Origin of the sequence: Flavobacterium sp. GSP27 (genome assembly GCF_003970395.1) — a bacterium.
GTDB lineage: Bacteria > Bacteroidota > Bacteroidia > Flavobacteriales > Flavobacteriaceae > Flavobacterium.
In genome coordinates, this window is record NZ_RYDP01000011.1 from 96,587 (window position 1) to 114,212 (window position 17,626).

The 17,626-nt window shown below is 35.4% G+C and carries 13 protein-coding genes; 7 read left to right on the forward strand and 6 right to left on the reverse strand.

Features of this window, described 5'->3' with window-relative positions; all coding sequences use genetic code 11:
• Positions 1–7: 7 nt before the first annotated feature.
• Positions 8–2,203: an ATP-dependent DNA helicase RecQ gene (locus EKM05_RS10860; RefSeq protein ID WP_126555163.1), complete on the reverse strand. Its 2,196-nt coding sequence runs from the start codon at positions 2,201–2,203 to the stop codon at positions 8–10.
• A gap of 85 nt (positions 2,204–2,288) precedes the next feature.
• Here EKM05_RS10860 and EKM05_RS10865 point away from each other — a divergent pair, with 85 nt between their 5' ends.
• From EKM05_RS10865 to EKM05_RS10885, 5 genes are all read left to right on the forward strand, one after another.
• On the forward strand, positions 2,289–3,254 hold the full coding sequence (locus EKM05_RS10865) for an SIS domain-containing protein (RefSeq protein ID WP_199740693.1): 966 nt from the start codon (positions 2,289–2,291) through the stop codon (positions 3,252–3,254).
• Positions 3,254–4,069, forward strand: a complete 816-nt coding sequence (tatC, locus tag EKM05_RS10870) for a twin-arginine translocase subunit TatC (protein ID WP_126555166.1) — start codon at positions 3,254–3,256, stop codon at positions 4,067–4,069. Before EKM05_RS10865 ends, tatC begins: the two co-directional genes overlap by 1 nt.
• Positions 4,062–4,415 (forward strand): carboxymuconolactone decarboxylase family protein, encoded by a 354-nt coding sequence (locus EKM05_RS10875; protein ID WP_126453460.1) that lies wholly within the window; start codon positions 4,062–4,064, stop codon positions 4,413–4,415. Before tatC ends, EKM05_RS10875 begins: the two co-directional genes overlap by 8 nt.
• 94 nt (positions 4,416–4,509) lie before the next feature.
• Positions 4,510–5,250: an LPS export ABC transporter ATP-binding protein gene (lptB, locus tag EKM05_RS10880; RefSeq protein ID WP_126453458.1), complete on the forward strand. Its 741-nt coding sequence runs from the start codon at positions 4,510–4,512 to the stop codon at positions 5,248–5,250.
• A gap of 57 nt (positions 5,251–5,307) precedes the next feature.
• On the forward strand, positions 5,308–5,544 hold the full coding sequence (locus EKM05_RS10885) for a DUF5808 domain-containing protein (protein ID WP_126555169.1): 237 nt from the start codon (positions 5,308–5,310) through the stop codon (positions 5,542–5,544).
• On the opposite strand, the gene EKM05_RS10890 is transcribed toward EKM05_RS10885, so the two are convergent.
• Together EKM05_RS10890 and EKM05_RS10895 are read right to left on the reverse strand one after the other, a co-directional pair.
• Positions 5,545–6,408 carry a glycoside hydrolase family 25 protein gene (locus EKM05_RS10890; RefSeq protein ID WP_126555172.1) on the reverse strand — a complete coding sequence of 288 codons (864 nt, stop codon included), beginning with the start codon at positions 6,406–6,408 and terminating at the stop codon, positions 5,545–5,547.
• A gap of 7 nt (positions 6,409–6,415) precedes the next feature.
• A complete protein-coding gene (locus EKM05_RS10895) occupies positions 6,416–7,132 on the reverse strand; it encodes a phosphatidylcholine/phosphatidylserine synthase (protein ID WP_126555203.1) in 717 nt (238 codons plus the stop codon).
• A 531-nt stretch (positions 7,133–7,663) separates the two neighbouring features.
• Between EKM05_RS10895 and EKM05_RS10900 the strand changes: the two genes are divergently transcribed.
• Together EKM05_RS10900 and EKM05_RS10905 are read left to right on the forward strand one after the other, a co-directional pair.
• Complete coding sequence (locus EKM05_RS10900; RefSeq protein WP_126555206.1) at positions 7,664–8,650, forward strand: PorV/PorQ family protein; 987 nt, start codon at positions 7,664–7,666, stop codon at positions 8,648–8,650.
• A gap of 218 nt (positions 8,651–8,868) precedes the next feature.
• A complete protein-coding gene (locus EKM05_RS10905; RefSeq protein ID WP_126555175.1) occupies positions 8,869–10,008 on the forward strand; it encodes a DUF4105 domain-containing protein in 1,140 nt (379 codons plus the stop codon).
• Positions 10,009–10,545: 537 nt separating this feature from the next.
• On the opposite strand, the gene EKM05_RS10910 is transcribed toward EKM05_RS10905, so the two are convergent.
• The 3 genes from EKM05_RS10910 to EKM05_RS10920 all read right to left on the reverse strand — a co-directional run bounded on the left by EKM05_RS10910 (position 10,546) and on the right by EKM05_RS10920 (position 17,004).
• The gene (locus EKM05_RS10910; protein WP_126555178.1) at positions 10,546–12,411 is read right to left on the reverse strand and encodes a S8 family serine peptidase; all 1,866 of its coding nucleotides are present in this window, start codon (positions 12,409–12,411) and stop codon (positions 10,546–10,548) included.
• Between the two features lie 112 nt (positions 12,412–12,523).
• On the reverse strand, positions 12,524–13,963 hold the full coding sequence (locus tag EKM05_RS10915) for a RagB/SusD family nutrient uptake outer membrane protein (RefSeq protein WP_126555181.1): 1,440 nt from the start codon (positions 13,961–13,963) through the stop codon (positions 12,524–12,526).
• Between the two features lie 11 nt (positions 13,964–13,974).
• Entirely contained in the window at positions 13,975–17,004 is a 3,030-nt protein-coding gene (locus EKM05_RS10920; protein WP_126555184.1) for a SusC/RagA family TonB-linked outer membrane protein, read from the reverse strand.
• Between the last annotated feature and the right edge of the window lie 622 nt (positions 17,005–17,626).

Genomic DNA, 17,626 nt, shown 5'->3' on the forward strand with positions numbered 1-17,626 from the left:
AATTATTTTAATTCGCCACTTCGCTAATGAATTTTATTCGCATCAGACGCAATTCACAAAGATCATATTCACCGTCAAATTCCTTGAGCGCTGCTTCAATATTATCCGATTCGGATTCCATGAAATACTCGTGAATTTCTTCTTGTTGTTCATCGTCAAGCATGTCGTCAATCCAATATTTTATGTTCAGCTTGGTACCAGAATACACAATTTGTTCCATTTCTTTTATTAAAACATCCATCTTAATCCCTTTTGCGGAAGCAATATCATCGAGCGATAATTTTCTGTCAATATTCTGAATGATATAGAGTTTATTTACTGAATTGACTCCTGTCGATTTTACGACAAGATCTTCCGGACGCGTAATGTCATTTTCTACAACATAGCGGCTGATTAATTCCAGAAATTCCTTTCCATATTTTTTGGCTTTCCCTTCTCCAACCCCATGAATATTAATCAATTCTTCTTGAGAAACCGGATATTTCAAAGCCATATCTTCTAGTGATGGATCCTGAAAAACCACAAATGGTGGAACGCCAACTTTTTTGGCTACTTTTTTACGTAAATCCCGCAACATACCCATCAGAACTTCATCTGCAACTCCGGTAGATTTTGATGCGGTTACAATAGCCTCATCGACTGACTCATTGTATTGATGATCTTCCGACATCATAAAGGATTTTGGTTTTTTTATAAAATCCAGTCCTTTGCCGGTAATTTTGACAATGCCATAAGTTTCTATATCTTTTGATAAATAGCCAGCTACCAAAACCTGTCGCAGCAAGGCCATCCAATATTTTTCATCGTGTTTTGAACCGCATCCAAAAAAAGACTGCGCATCCGTTCTATGCGCCTTGATCACTGCATTGACACGACCAATCAAGGTAAAAACAACTTCTTTTGATTTGTATAAATGTTTGGTATCACGCACCACTTCCAGCAGTTGTACTACTTCCGCTTTAGCTTCTGTTTTTGTTTTTGGATTTCTAACGTTGTCATCCATATCTGCTCCTTCGCCCGTGACATCGTCAAATTCTTCTCCAAAGTAATGCAACAGAAACTTTCTTCTGGACATCGAAGTTTCGGCGTAAGCCACAACCTCCTGTAATAAAGCAAATCCAATTTCCTGTTCTGCAACGGGTTTCCCGGACATGAATTTTTCTAATTTCTCGACATCTTTATAGGAGTAATATGCCAAGCAATGGCCTTCACCACCATCTCGACCGGCACGTCCTGTTTCCTGATAGTAGCTTTCTAATGATTTAGGAATATCATGGTGAATTACAAAACGCACATCCGGCTTGTCTATTCCCATCCCAAAAGCGATTGTGGCCACTACGACATCGACATCCTCCATAAGGAACATGTCCTGATGTTTGGCACGGGTTTTAGCATCTAATCCCGCATGATATGGCACGGCACTTATCCCGTTGACTTGCAACACCTCGGCAATAGCCTCGACTTTTTTACGGCTCAGGCAATAAATAATACCCGATTTGCCTTTATGCTGTTTGATGAACCGAATAATATCCGATTCAATGTTTTTTGTTTTAGTACGGACTTCATAATACAAATTGGGTCTATTGAAGGATGCCTTAAAAGTGGTAGCATCACACATATCCAAGTTTTTGAGAATGTCTTCCTGTACTTTAGGAGTAGCAGTAGCCGTTAGTCCTATAATAGATAAATCACCCAGTTGTTTTATGATGTGTTTCAGGTTCCGGTATTCTGGTCTAAAATCATGTCCCCACTCTGAGATACAATGAGCCTCATCTATGGCTACGAAAGAAATGGGTACGGTTTTTAGAAAATTGACATATTCTTCCTTTGTCAACGATTCCGGCGCAACGTACAAAAGCTTAGTCAATCCAGAGGTAATATCCTTTTTTACTTGCGCAATTTCAGTTTTGGTCAGGGAGGAATTTAAAACATGAGCAATCCCGTTTTCTGAGGATAAACTTCGAATGGCATCAACTTGATTTTTCATCAAAGCGATTAAAGGCGATACTACTATTGCAGTTCCTTCCTGAATTAAAGCTGGCAGCTGGTAGCAAAGTGATTTCCCCCCACCAGTTGGCATTATCACAAAAGTGTTCTGCTTATTCAACAGACTTTTTATGACTTGTTCTTGCAATCCCTTAAATTGGCTGAAGCCAAAATATTTCTTTAATTCTTTGTGTATTTCAATTTCGTTTGAATTCATTCTTTATTATGTGGTATTTTGTATAAATTTGCATCATCTAAAGGTACAAATTTCTTTTACACACACAAATTTTAATTATTCAGTTTTGATAACTACAGAAAATATATTGGCCAGTGCCAAAAAAACTATTTTATCGGAAAGCCAATCCATTGCAAAACTCGCTGATTTTCTGGATGAAAACTTTATTAGTGCCACACAAAGCATCTATAATACTGCCGGAAGACTAGTAGTAACAGGGATAGGAAAAAGCGCTATTATTGCCCAAAAAATGGTGGCTACTTTTAACTCTACCGGAACTCCGTCGTTGTTTCTTCATGCCTCCGAAGCCATTCATGGTGATTTAGGAATGATACAAAATGACGATGTGATTATTTGTATTTCAAAAAGCGGCAACAGTCCGGAGATAAAAGTACTGGTTCCGTTATTGAAACGTTTTGGCAATACCTTGATTGCCATTACTGGAAATACGTCCTCTTTTCTTGCCAAAGGATCTGATTTTGTATTGAATACTACCGTCACCTCCGAAGCCTGTCCAAACAATCTTGCGCCTACAAACAGCACTACCGCACAACTTGTCATGGGGGATGCACTTGCGGTTTGCCTGATGGAAATGCGCGATTTCAAACCGGAAGATTTTGCAGTCTACCATCCTGGGGGCGCATTAGGAAAAAAATTATTGCTCAAAGTGAAAGATATGTTAGAGCACAGTCTCAAACCGATGGTTACTCCGGATGCTTCAATCAAGAAAGTTATTTTCGAAATTTCAGAAAAGCGTCTTGGCGTCACTGCAGTTGTAGATCAGCATAAGGTAATCGGAATCATTACGGACGGAGATATAAGAAGAATGCTCAATGAACGAGATAATTTCACTGATTTAACCGCAAAAGATATTATGACAAAAAACCCAAAAATGACTTCTTCGGAAGCTATGGTAGTTGAGGCATTCAACATAATGGAAGATTTTTCTATCACCCAATTAGTAGTGGTTGATCATGGCGAATACAAAGGAGTTTTACATATACACGACATTTTAAAAGAAGGAATACTATAATGGCAAAGAAAAACTTAAACGAAATGTCCTTTTTAGATCATCTTGAAGAATTAAGATGGTTATTAGTTCGAAGTACTGTGGCTATATTAATCCTGGCCACTGTTACATTTTTTATCAGTGACTATATTTTTGACGTTATCATCTTTGGACCAACCAATCCAAATTTTATTACCTACCGTGCTTTTTGTGATTTATCACATTATTTGGGTTTTGCTGATAGTATTTGCGTAACCGAAATGGCTTTTATCATTCAAAACACCAATATGGAAGGACAGATCAATGTATTGATCTGGACCTGTATCACCGCCGGTTTTATATTGGGATTTCCTTTTGTATTATGGGAAATCTGGAAATTTATAAGCCCAGCATTGTATGAAACCGAAAAAAAACACGCAAAGCTTTTTGTGATCACCTCCTCCTTGCTCTTTTTCATGGGTGTCCTTTTTGGTTATTTCGTAATTGTCCCCATGTCGATGAACTTTTTTGCTACATTTACCATAAGTGATGTAGTAAAAAATCAGTTTAGCGTTGATTCCTACATTGGGATGGTAAAAACCAGTGTTATCGCTTGCGGATTGTTTTTTGAATTACCAATAATTATCTATTTCCTGACTAAATTAGGCTTGGTAACCCCTGATTTTTTGAGGAAATACTGGAAATATGCCGTAGTCATCATCCTTATAGTAGCGGCAATTGTAACGCCTCCGGATGTGGTGAGTCAAATAATTGTAACCATCCCGATGTTGTTAATCTATGAAGCAAGTATCTTAATATCGAAAATAGTTGTAAAAAATCAAAAAAAAGTAAATGGCTGATATCATAAATGAATTCAACGAGTACCGTTCGAAAATGAACGAAAAATTATTGGCAGACAATAATAAAATTGTAAAGCGAATTTTTAATTTGGATACCAATGCGTATGCTCCAGGCGCTTTGGATGTAAAAACAAAAGAGCTTTTAGGCCTTGTTGCTTCAGCCGTTTTACGCTGCGATGATTGCGTAAAATACCATTTGGAGACGAGCTTCAAAGAAGGTGTCACCAAAGAAGAAATGATGGAGGCGATGGGAATTGCTACACTTGTTGGCGGAACTATTGTTGTGCCTCATTTGCGCAGAGCCTATGAGTTCTGGGAAGCACTGGAGGAAACCGCAACAAAATAATTTGTTAAGAAGTTCTATCGTTTAATTGTTTATTCGTTTATTTGACGATTAAACAATTAAACTATTGATGCGTTAAACGATTAAACCAAAAAAAATGAAATTACGAGCCGAAAATCTAATCAAAACCTACAAAGGACGCAGTGTTGTCAAAGGCATTTCGGTAGAGGTAAATCAAGGCGAAATCGTTGGACTCTTGGGGCCTAACGGTGCCGGAAAGACAACTTCATTTTACATGATTGTGGGATTAGTAAAACCCAATTCCGGAAATATATTCCTAGATGATTTGAACATCACAGATTACCCGATGTATAAAAGGGCACAGCAGGGAATTGGTTATTTAGCTCAAGAAGCTTCCGTTTTTAGAAAATTAAGCATCGAAGACAATATATTAAGTGTTTTGCAATTGACAAAATTATCCAAAGCGGAACAAGAAGCAAAAATGGAAAGTTTAATTGATGAGTTTAGTTTAGAACACATTAGAACCAATCGTGGGGATTTACTTTCCGGCGGTGAACGCCGCAGAACTGAAATAGCCCGTTGTCTGGCTACAGATCCAAAATTCATTTTATTAGATGAACCATTTGCCGGTGTCGATCCTGTTGCCGTTGAAGACATTCAGCGAATTGTAGCACAATTAAAAAATAAAAATATCGGAATTCTTATTACAGATCACAACGTTCAGGAGACCTTAGCCATCACTGATAAAACCTACCTGATGTTTGAAGGTGGCATCCTTAAAGCCGGAATTCCAGAAGAATTAGTTGAGGATGAAATGGTACGTCGTGTGTATCTGGGGCAAAATTTCGAGTTACGAAAAAGAAAGTTGGAGTTTTAAAAGAGTGCTTCGTTTTTAGTGTTCCTATTTGAGAATGGAAAATCAAAAATCAAAAAAATGAAAAATCAAGATAAACCAAGTCAAGAAACATTAGAAAGATGGAGTAAAGACCCCGACAACTGGATCTTGGGCCTGTTTTATTATAACAAAAAAGACAAACGCATTTTGCCCCCTAAAAAAATTGCTTGGATGGGAAACACCATAAACTTTGCTAGTCCAAAATCGGTACTTTTTATGATTGGAGCCTTATCATTTTTTGTATTTGTAGTCCTTTCCATAGTGAAAAATAAATAATTATTCCACAGTAATAAACCGCAACTGCTCCAAATCTCCATTGTAAATATTGACATCTACATTGCCATTTATTCCTGGAACAGAAGCTTTCTCCGTAAATTGCCAAAACAACCAGTCTTTGGCTATTTCCTCCCTGTAAAAATTATAATTGGCTATCCAAAAAAGATAATCGCCGAATTCCTCTTTCAAAAAATCATCGTAATAGCGCTCGCCGGTATAGATAATAGGCCTCACCCCGTAATGGGATTCTACAGCATTTAACCACCTTTTCAAGCCTAATTTAAGATTTTCAATCGACTGGTTTTTAGGTAATTTTTCAATATCCAAAACTGGCGGTAAATCTCCCTTTTGAAGGGTGACGGTTTTGATAAAAAGTTGGGCTTGTTCAATTGAATTTTCGTTAGGACGATAATAATGATAGGCGCCTCTAATCATTTTATTTTCTTTGGCACCCAGCCAGTTCCGCTCAAAATTTCGGTCTTTCCGGTCTTTCCCAACCGTAGCGCGAATAAACACAAAATGTAGTGGATATTTATTTTCTAAAGTATCCACATAAGTCCATCTGATTTTACCTTGGTATTCTGAAACATCTAAACCGATACTTTTTCTTTCGTGTTTTTCTAAAACCTGAAAATTTCGAACATCAGAAATGCGCTTGGCTTCAGTTTCTTCTTGTAGAATTTTATCCGATTTAAAACTAAAATAATACGCTAAACCATCTCTATAATGATATCCAACAGCAGCCATCAGTGCTACTAAAAGAGTACCAATAGAATAGCGTAAAAACTTTCCGGAGAAAACAGTTGCTTTCTTCTTATGTTTACGGACAAGGGTAGTTTTTCTTCGTACGGTTTGTTTTCTCATTCAAAAATTACTTTTTGACTACTTTATTATTCAAAACCGACAGTAAAACATAAAACAGTATCAGTAATGGAATTCCTAAATAGCGAAAGAAAACCAACAATAGAAAAGCACAGATCAAAAAGACAATTTGAAGGGTGTTTTCTTTGAAACTGAACTTCTTGATTTTCAGAGAAAATAACGGAATTTCCGCATTTAGCATAAAGGCGCTCAATACGGTTAGCACTAATAAAAACCATGGGTTGGTCAATAGTTCAACAATAAATATAGAATCGGTATATTTCAAAACCAACGGCAGACTCAGAATAAACAGTGCATTGGCAGGCGTTGGCAAACCAATAAAAGAATCTGTTTGACGGGTATCGATATTAAAATTAGCCAAACGATAACAAGAGCCCAACGCAATTACAAAACCCAAATAAGGGAAAAACTGCAAATAACCTGCTGGTGCTGTTGTTGCATGACTAATCATCATTTGAAACATCACTAAACCCGGGACAACTCCGCTGGTCACCATATCTGCCAAAGAATCCAACTGCAAGCCAAGCGGACTTGACACCCTGAATAATCGGGCAAAAAAACCATCAAAAAAGTCCAAAAATATACCCAGACAAACAAAATAAAAGGCCATTTCAAAATCTTTATTAAAAGCAAATACCAGCGCAATGCACCCACAAAAAAGATTCAGTAACGTAATTAAATTCGGGATATGCTTTTTAATAGTCATCATAATAAAGTTTAAGTACACAAAGATGGCAAATTTAACATAATAAGTGAATGAAAAGTACGTTTTGTAATAGAGATTTAAACCGCTACAGCCAAGTAGCTTTTTAAGGACTCAAAACTCTGAAAGGGGCATTTCTAAATTATGTACAAATAATTCAAACAACAGCTGTAAAAAAGGTATTCTTCCTTTTGTAATTTACTATGATTCTAAAAAAATGAATAAAAACAAACTTTTCAAGTACTATCCGCGTATTAGTTTAATTCTTTACGACCATTGTTACCTATAATTTTTTCAGCTCAAGGAACTAGAAGATCCAATAAATTCAGGACTAATCCACACTAAATTGATCCGCAATACTAAATTCAACAGCAAAATGAAATATCCTCAGTAAAAAATTATATTTTTGATGAAAATTAAACAGACTTTTAGTTCGTAAAAATGATGCCCTTAAAAAAAAGCTTTTTAGTAGCAATCCTCTTGGCAAGTACCCTCACGTATGGCCAAGCGGTTAGAAAATACTCCAATGAATTCATGAATATCGGGGTTGATGCGGCTGCATTGGGCATGTCAAATACTGTCGTGGCTTCAACCAGAGATGTCAATTCAGGATATTGGAATCCCGCTGGCCTGATTCATCTGGAAGACCATCAGGTTTCAGTAATGCATGCTAATTATTTTGCAAATATTGCCCAATACGATTACTTGGCCTACGCCAGCCCAATTGATGATCACAGTGCTTGGGGCATTTCATTAATACGTTTTGGAGTTGATGATATATTAAACACCACTGAATTAATCGATAGTCAGGGTAATATTGACTACAACCGAATCAGTCTTTTCTCTACGGCTGATTATGGATTTACCTTTTCCTATGCCAGAAAACTACCCGTTCCCGGATTTCAATATGGTATAAGCGCTAAAGTGATTCGCCGAATCATCGGGAAATTTGCTAATTCTTGGGGATTTGGTTTTGATGCCGGAATCCAATTCGAAAAAAACAACTGGCAATTTGGGCTAATGCTCCGCGACATTACAACGACGTATAACGTGTGGAATATTGACGAAGACGAATATAAAAAAATTGCTGGTGCCATTCCTGAAGAAAACCAAAAATTACCGGAAAGCACTGAAATTACTGCCCCAAAAGCACAATTGGGTATTACTAAAAGGTTCATCATTCGGTATGATTACAGCATTCAGGGTGCAGCCAATGTGAATATGCGCTTTGCCAGAACCAATGATTTAATTGCAACTAATTTTATAAGTATTGATCCCGCTTTAGGACTGGAATTTGGCTACACTGATTTGGTCTTCGTTCGTGCCGGAGTGGGTAATTTTCAAAATGTACAGCAATTAGACCAGACGAAAAGAGTAGGTTTCCAACCTAATATTGGCTTGGGATTTAAATACAAAGGCATTCAGATTGACTATGCATTGACCGATTTAGGCAATCAAAGTACCGCTTTATACTCAAATATTTTTTCAGTGAAAGTAGATTTGGGAATGTTCAGAAATTAATTTAACAGAACCTTTATAATCAAATAATGCTGTGGATTATGATTCCATTTTTTAAAAGTTCACGATACGTTAGAAAACATGAATTCTGATTTTAACCACCAAACTTTCTGCTTCATTTTTGTTTCTTTGAGTATCTTTGGAAAACAAATACAATCAATGCGGACGCAAATTTATTTTTTAAATACATAAGCGCCCTATTACCCTTTAAAAGCTAACGAATGCAAACCTCTTCTTTCAAAAAAATAATTTTCTTCCTGTTTTTATTTTTAACGGCACCGTGTAGTTTTGGACAAAACATCCAATTATCAAAAAACACGAAGGTCAGTGTACTAACCTGTGGAACAGGCAATGAATCGTATTCTCTTTTTGGCCACACGGCAATTCGCGTTCAGGATACAATAAATGCAATTGATGTGGTATATAATTATGGAGCTTTTGATTTTAACACCCCTAATTTCGTGATGAAATTTATAAAAGGAGACCTACAGTATTTTGCTGTAGCAAATTCCTATCCAAATTTCATCAATCAATATCAGTACGAAAGAAGATCTGTTTATGAGCAGGAGCTGAATATTCCTAAACATTTAAAACAAAAACTGTTTGACAACCTCAATACATCCTTAGCATCAGGAGAAAGTTATTACACCTATAAGTTTATCGATAAAAACTGCACCTCGATGGTTGTTGCCATTATCAACAAAACACTAGACACAACCGCTATTGTAAAAAATGCTGATACTGACCTCACCTACAGAACTATTTTGTGTCCGTATTTTGACGGTCATTTTTATGAGAAACTAGGAACAAGTATCATTTTTGGAAAAAAAGTAGATCAATTAGGCACGCAATTATTTCTTCCCTTTGAATTGCAAAAAAGCCTAAAAAAAGTTTTTTTTCAAAACCGACCGCTGGCACCGGAAAACAAAACCATAATCGAATTCAAAAATGAAGTTCCCTTCTCTTGGTGGAACAATCCGTATACCTATTTTTTACTGCTTGCTCTAATCATTTTTATAAACAAAAAGGGTATCAATTTGTTGTACCTTATTCTAATGGCAACAATAGGACTATTCTTTACGTTTATTGGGTTTTATTCAGATCATCTTGAGCTGGGTTACAACTACAATATTTTGTTGTTTAACCCAACCTTAATAGGGTTATTGTATTTTTATTGGAAAAAGAGCCAAAAAGGGATCTATAATTTGGTTTTATTTAATCTGCTCTCGGTTGTACTCTATTTCTTTTTGATAATCAACAAAGCACATTTAGTAATAGTTTTACCCTTAATGGTAACCAGCGGAATTATTTTAGTGCGACTGGCCATCCAAAATAAAAAAAGAATTCCTACACTTCTGTAATACTCTCATTTACGCATACTTGAATTACTCTAAACAAACGTTAAATAATTTTTAACTGCCAATTTAATGGCTGATTAAAAGGCTTTTATAAGAATAAAAAAAGAATGCTTTTTTTGAGTTATTACATAATATTTTTCTGATTATACTAATTGAATTGATTTTATTTAACAAATAAACCCGCTTAAGGGACTTCAAAAAATACTTTTAGCTACCGAAATCGTATAATTAACATACTGCCTTGTAAGGTATTGTTTAGCATCCATCATTTGTTAAAGGGTAATGATAGCAAAAATTTTCGATAACAGCCTCACTAAATAAAAAACTAAAATATAAACTATTCTACAATAAAACAGCTTCTCTTATTTACTTAGTAAAATTGGAGCTAATTGAGCTAAAAATATCTTATTTCAAAAATAGTGTCCAAATTAGATATAGGCACCACTATTTTGTTATTAAAATACTATTACCTAATTAACTGTAAAAAAAACATCCAGTGTAAGTGGATATTTTTTAAAGGTTGAGTTTGTGCCAAAGTATTTATTTTTTTATAAACTTAACTTGTAGGCTCTTATCTTGACTAATAAACTTGACGATATAGACCCCTGGTTTCAGGTTTCCTACCTTTACATTATTTTCTTCTTCGTAATTAATACTTCGAATTAATCTACCTGAGATGTCATAAATAACAACTTCTAATGGAGAGAAGAAATCTGGTAAATCGAAGGATAAATTTTCTTGCACTGGATTAGGATAGACTCTAATCATACTATTTCTACCGTAATCCTTAGTAGCCAAGGTCAAATCATCCAAACCGCTTGCAATCAATGTATAATCTTGAACACCAGCTAATAAATTCCCTTTGTTAGTAACCTGAATAGTATATTTACCAGCAGCAGCGTTAAGAATTGATACTTTTTCAATATTATCAACATTATTGTCAGAATCTTGAGTTGCCGCGCTATTCATCGAAGTAGGAATCAATTTCCATGGATAGTATACCCTGCCGGACTCATCAATAATCTTAAGATCAAGATTATTCACCAGATTCGTATTTCTATTATCCTCAACTACAGGAGTGACGACGGAACCAAATTTAACTGGATCAGTCCATGCAATAGAAACATTTAAAGCTCTAGGGGATGAAATAGAAATCTGTCTTGTAAAAACTACTTGATCCGTTAAAGTATTTTCTAAAACTAGTGAGGTCTTCCCTTTTGAACTAATTAATTTAGCAGCTTCTTCTCCATTAGCTAAGCCCCACCCGTACTCATAATCTGGGCCTATTGACAAACCTGCTTCATCTGCAGTATGGCAAAGCAAGCCACGAGCTGTTGCAGCTTTCATAAATGAAGCATTCAAATTGTTATAATGCTGCTGCAGTAAAACAATTAAGCCTGTGATTGCTGGAGCTGCCATTGAAGTACCACTTAACGTCTCATAGGTATTATCATTAGGTCCATTACAAGAATATACCCCTACACCTTTTGCACTGATATCTGGTTTAATTCTTCCGTCATCGGCAGGTCCATAATTACTAAACGAACTCATTGTTATGCTTCCTGGGCCTGTATAATTAGAAACCGAATTAACCGCCGCAACTACAATCGCATTTTTAGATACTGCACTTCCTGTAAGCATATCAAAACCACCTTTAGCATTTATTTGTGAATGAGTGCTATTTCTTGAGTTACCCGCAGCTACAACTATTTGATAATACGGAAACACCTCTGAAATTTTATCAAAGTCGGATGAGGTCTGATCATAATAACCAAATCTCGCGTTAGGAAAAGAATTAGAAATACCATACCCGTATGAATGGTTTGATACTAAATACCCTTCGCCTGCGAAACTCGCCATTTCCTCAACATCACTATCCCAATAATACGTTTTTGCTTTCGCTTGATATGCGAACCCTCTCGCTTTAGGCACCACTCCTATTCCCACTATGGTTCCAGTAACGTGGGTAGAATGGGCACTAGGAGATATTGCTCCATCACCAAAAGATATCTTTGAACCAGCCAACTCCTGATGAGTCTCACGGACTTTACCTCCATCCCAAACACCAGCAGTTATTCCGATACCAGTCAAATTAAGACCTAAAACACCATTTGGGTGCAATGAATTTGCACGAATGGTAACAACAGAAGCATCATTTTCTATTGTGTAAAAAAAAGGTAATCCATCATAAATACGCTGAAGTGAATTCGTTTCAGAATCTAACAATCTGTATAGAAGCTTATAACTTTGAATTTTACTTTTTTGCTCCTTTTGGGCTTCTGCTAATTTAAGAACAAAACTATTAATTTTTTCATTGTCATAGGTCTGCATCATTATCTTTCGTTCTTGTACGGTCTGCGCAATAGAAAATTGAAAAATTAGTATATAAAATAAAATTTTTTTCATTTATAAAAAATTAAGAATTAATTTCAATAAACTACTATATAAAAACACTTTAAACAAAAAACCTCCCAAATGGTTAAATAGGGAGGTTTTTTAAAATGTTAATGTTTAATAATTAGTAACCAGGATTTTGCTGTAAATTACTATTCAAATCTATTTGAGATTGCGGAATAGGAAGTTGCCATTTAAAATTACCTGCAGGAATAGTTAATGCAGAAGTTTCTACTTTTGTACCAGCACCGCTAGCATAATCTCCTTCAACAGAATTTCTAACCATTCCCAAACCTAGTCTTTTTAATGTAAAGAAACGGTCCATTTCGAAAGCAAGCTCTAATCTTCGTTCAAGTAAAATAGCATTTAGTAAGGTAGCTCCAGTCTCATTACCTGAAACAAAAGAAGAATATCTCTGAGATCTTACTGCATCAAGAAATGCTAAACCTCCACCATTGATTCTATACTGAGCCTCAGCCATGTTCAAATACACTTCTTCTACACGTAATACTTTTATATCAACTATAGCCGGGTTACCTGTCAAACGACTAAGGTACTTAATAACATGATTATAAGGAATACTATTGAACGGACTAGTAACAATGTATGCTGATTTTCTAATATCAGTCGTTTGAAATAAATCTGAAAAGCTCTTAGGTACAACATATTCAGAACGAATACCACTTGCTACTGTTTGATTGTATACAACTCCAGGCGTAACACCATCAACTTGATCTATCCTAAGTTTAAATAAAACACCAGGGGCTTTTATATCTGTATCCTTCCATAGATTAACAAAATCCGTTCTAGGACAAACTGCATTACCTGCAATAGCAAGATTTCCATATTGAATAACCTTTGAGAAATCTCCTAAATAAAGATACACACGAGATAATAAAGCATAAACAGCAGCCTTTGACGCCTTTCCTGAGGCAACGGTATTAGTTGTGCCAATTTTGTCAGCAGCAATAAGCAAATCATCTACTACTTTCTTGTAAGTATCTTGAACAGTCGGCCTTGTTGGTTTAGAAAAAGGGGCAACAACATCTAGATAATACATACCTAAAGAGGCGTTAGCGTCAGCTGCTTGAGTAGGGATTTTAGAATAAATTCTTACCATATCAAAATTATTTATTGCTCTAATAAAACGAGCTTGCCCTTCGATGTTATCTCTAGCAGCATTTTGAGGTATAATTTCAATATTTTCTATAATCCTAGTAGCAGTTTCTGCGGCTCTGTATGCACTGATATAATAGTTAAAATGAGAACTATTAGGCACTGAAAGCAATCTAAAACCATTAGCATTAGACTGACGCCCTTCTATTTTAAGAATTAGATTATCTGTCATTACTTCAGAGTCAATAACAAACTCAGTACCATAACCACCGTCACCTCCATTTTTAATCATGTAGGAGTACGCTCCAGTTAACATATTCTCAAAATCGGTCGAATTACGTAAAACAATGGACTCACTGATCGCATTGTAAGGTGCGAATGTGATATCTTCATCATCGCAAGAATTTAATGCGAAAGATAAAGCAACAAGATATATTATTTTTTTCATAATTTTTTTAATTATAAATTAATTGATACTCCAAAAAGGAATGTTTGAACAGTAGGATAAGAATACAATGCAAATTGTCCAGGAACTAATAACCCTGTTTGACTCTCAGCACTACCTATTCCTACCTCTGGATCACCATTGAACTTAGTCCATGTAAATAAGTTTTGCATTTGAGTATATATTCTAATATCGTCTACCGGTAAGTTAGAGAATGCTTTCTTCGTAAATTTATATCCAATATTAAGATTTCTAAATCTAATGTAGCTTGCATCTTCTAAGAAACGATCTGACTCAAGGTTAGAGTTGATGCCTGATAATTGTCTTGGTGCAGGCAAAGAGGCAGTAGTGTTAGTTGTAGTCCAATAGTCAAAGGCAGCGACAGCTTGGTTTCTATTTGGCGCATTACCATCTGCAGTCATATTTTGCCACATGTAATTGTAAGTATAATTGCCTTGTTTGAATACAAAATCAGTAGAGATATCAAATCCTTTGTAAGCAAATTGCATACCAAAACCACCTTCGTACTTAGCATATGGAGTTTTTCCAGTAAAAACTCTATCTCCAGCATTGTAAACATCTGTAGTTGTCCCATCTAACTTAGTATACATTGCACGACCGTTAGTAGGATTAACTCCTGCATAAGGCACAAGGAAGAAATCATCAGGTGAACGACCTACTTTATTCCATGTCAATCCTCTTGAAAGCTGATTATTTGGATCTCCAGGACGGTTTAACTCATTAATTTCTCTATCAAAAGCAGCGGCATTGACATAAAAAGACAAAGTAGTATTTTCATTTTTTATTGCAAAAGCTTTTAACTCAATTTCAGCTCCTTTAGAAGTCCAGTCACCTGCATTAATAAGCGCAGAAAACGAAGTACCAACAGTAGTATTATCACTATAAATAAAATCATTTCTTTTATCTTGAAATATCGAACTTGATAAAGTCAACCAATTGTTCAATACTGCAGCCTCGATACCAACTTCGTATTTCTCCGCTTTTTCAAACTTCAAATTATTGTTACCAACTGTGCTTCCTGTCAAGATTGTTCCAATACCTCCTCCATATTGTGAAGTGCTAAAAAGACTTTGAGCAGTATAACTACCAATACCATTAGTTGAATTTAATTCTCCGTATGATGCTCTCAACTTTAAATTATTCAACCATTTTACATCACTCATAAAAGATTCTCTGGTAACATTCCATCCTAAAGAGATTCCCTTAGCGAATGCGTATTTATTGTTTGTTCCTAGAACGGATGAACCATCACGTCTTCCATATAATGACACTAAATACTTGCCATCAAAATCGTAATCGATGTTACCAAAAATAGAAACAGTAGCATTTTCATTTCTTCCAGTAAAAGGAACTCCAACAACTGCTGTTCCTGCAGTTGGCAAATCACCATTTACGTACCCTTTTCTAGTTAAAGAATATGATCTAAAGTTCGATTTAAAATATTCATATAATACAGTTGACTCAAAATTGTGCTTGCCATTGATACTATATTTGTAATTCAAACTGTTCGTTAATTGATACTCTAATCCATCCGATCCATTATCTGTTTTTATACCTCTAGCAGAAGGATCTCCAACAATTAAATCCAAAAATGAAGATGGCTTTACGAAAGACTCCCTTTGATATCTTTCGTAGTTTATATTCATTTGGGTTTTGAAGGTCAAATCTTTAACTATCCCTAACTCAACATATGGACGTCCATATAATCTAAAGAAACGACGTTGTTCAGTATTATTAACAATCGCCTCTTGAATAGGGAAACCTGCAAGTAAACTTGTATTAAAAACTGGTTTACCAAGTACATCATTAACTACGTTACCATTAGCATCTCTTGCAAAAAATGGCTCATAAGGATTGTAATCGTACATTGCTCTAATTGGACTTTGGGCATTGTTACGATCTCTTGAATCATTAAATTTCTCGTATGACCCCCCTATATTGAAGCCAAACTTAACTCTTTCATTCGGTTTGTATTCACTGTTATACCTTCCAGTAATTCTATTGAACCCTTTAAGCTTGTCGATAATTCCACTATCTTCAGTATAACCAATAGACATAAAATTAGTAAATTGATCATTACCCCCTGAGTACGAAAAATTATTATTTTGAACGAATCCCTTTTTCAGTAAGTCATCTTGCCAGTTGTGATCGTAAGAACGCAACAAAGCCAACTGAGCCGCTGTTTTACCAACAGTTGAACCAGCACCAATCAAGGCTTCATAACGAATTTTCTGATCAGCATTCATCATATCAAACGGGTCATCAATTTTTTGAGTAAATCCAAGCGAATTATTAAACTGGAACTTACCTTTTGCATTTTTACCTTTTTTCGTGGTAATAACTACAACTCCATTTCCACCACGTACTCCATAAATTGCAGCAGACGCTCCATCTTTAAGTACAGAAACAGACTCGATATCATTTGAACTTAAAGCAGATGCTTCACTTCCGCTCACGAATGCACCATCCACTACATAAATAGCTTCAGCTGTACCTCCTGTAATACTTACAGCTCCACGAACTGTAACATAAGCAGCCGCTCCCGGTTTACCGTTTTGAGCAGTAACTTGTACCCCTGCTGCCTGTCCTTGTAATGCATTCTGAATAGTTAAAGCAGGAGATTGCTTTGCAATTTCATCTGCAGAAATTGTAGACACTGAGGAAGACAACTTTCTTGAATCTTTTGAAAAGTATCCCAAATTAGTTTGAACAACAACCTCATTCAAACTTACTCCATCTTGTAGGGAAACATTCACTGTATTTGAAGGCCCAACCGTTTTGGAAGCATCTGTCATTCCCACAAAAGAAAACAGCAATACATCTCCTGTTTTCGCTTTGATGGAGTACTTTCCATCCAAATTAGTTTGAACTCCTACTTTGGAACCCCTCACCAAAACATTTACACCTGGCAAAGGTCCTGTGGCATCAGACACTACACCTGTAACAGTTTTCTCTTGTGCGAACACAAATTGCATTGACAAAGCCAACAGCAACGAAAAAATCCATTTGAATTTTGATCTCATATTAAATTTGTTTTTTGAATTAGTTATTTTACAAATTTCTTAATAATTTCTTAAAGAAACAAGCTTTTATAAAATTTAACATATTATATTTTTGACACCATTCCTTTTCAAAAAATAAACATACCAATGAAATTTAGTTATTATGACACTACAAACTGCGGATAATCACTTCAAAAATTATATTTTTGTCAAAATTAATTTAATGTTAAGTCCTTTTTTTTAACGCCATATTTAGAAACTGGAGCGGATTTAATTATCAACAATTATTAGGTCCAAAAACTGAAACTATTCTTTAAATATGAGACTATTTGAATCTTGTATGCCTGAAACAGTTCAAAAGACACAAAAATCAAGGATTTTTTATCAAGACACTCGACATAATAAACTTGACAACCTATTAGAAAAACCAAACAGAAAAGTTGATTTAAAAACTTATTGAAAAGACAAATTGGTCAAACTTTAATATCAGTAACAGATTTTTCATTTTGAGTGAACAAACCAAAACGAGCTTCATCTTGAAAACATAAGTTAACTTAGTTAAAATCACCTACCGTATTTAGTACTATTTCTATATTATATTTTCGTTTGGTATAACTCAATGAATTTTCTTATCAAATAAGCC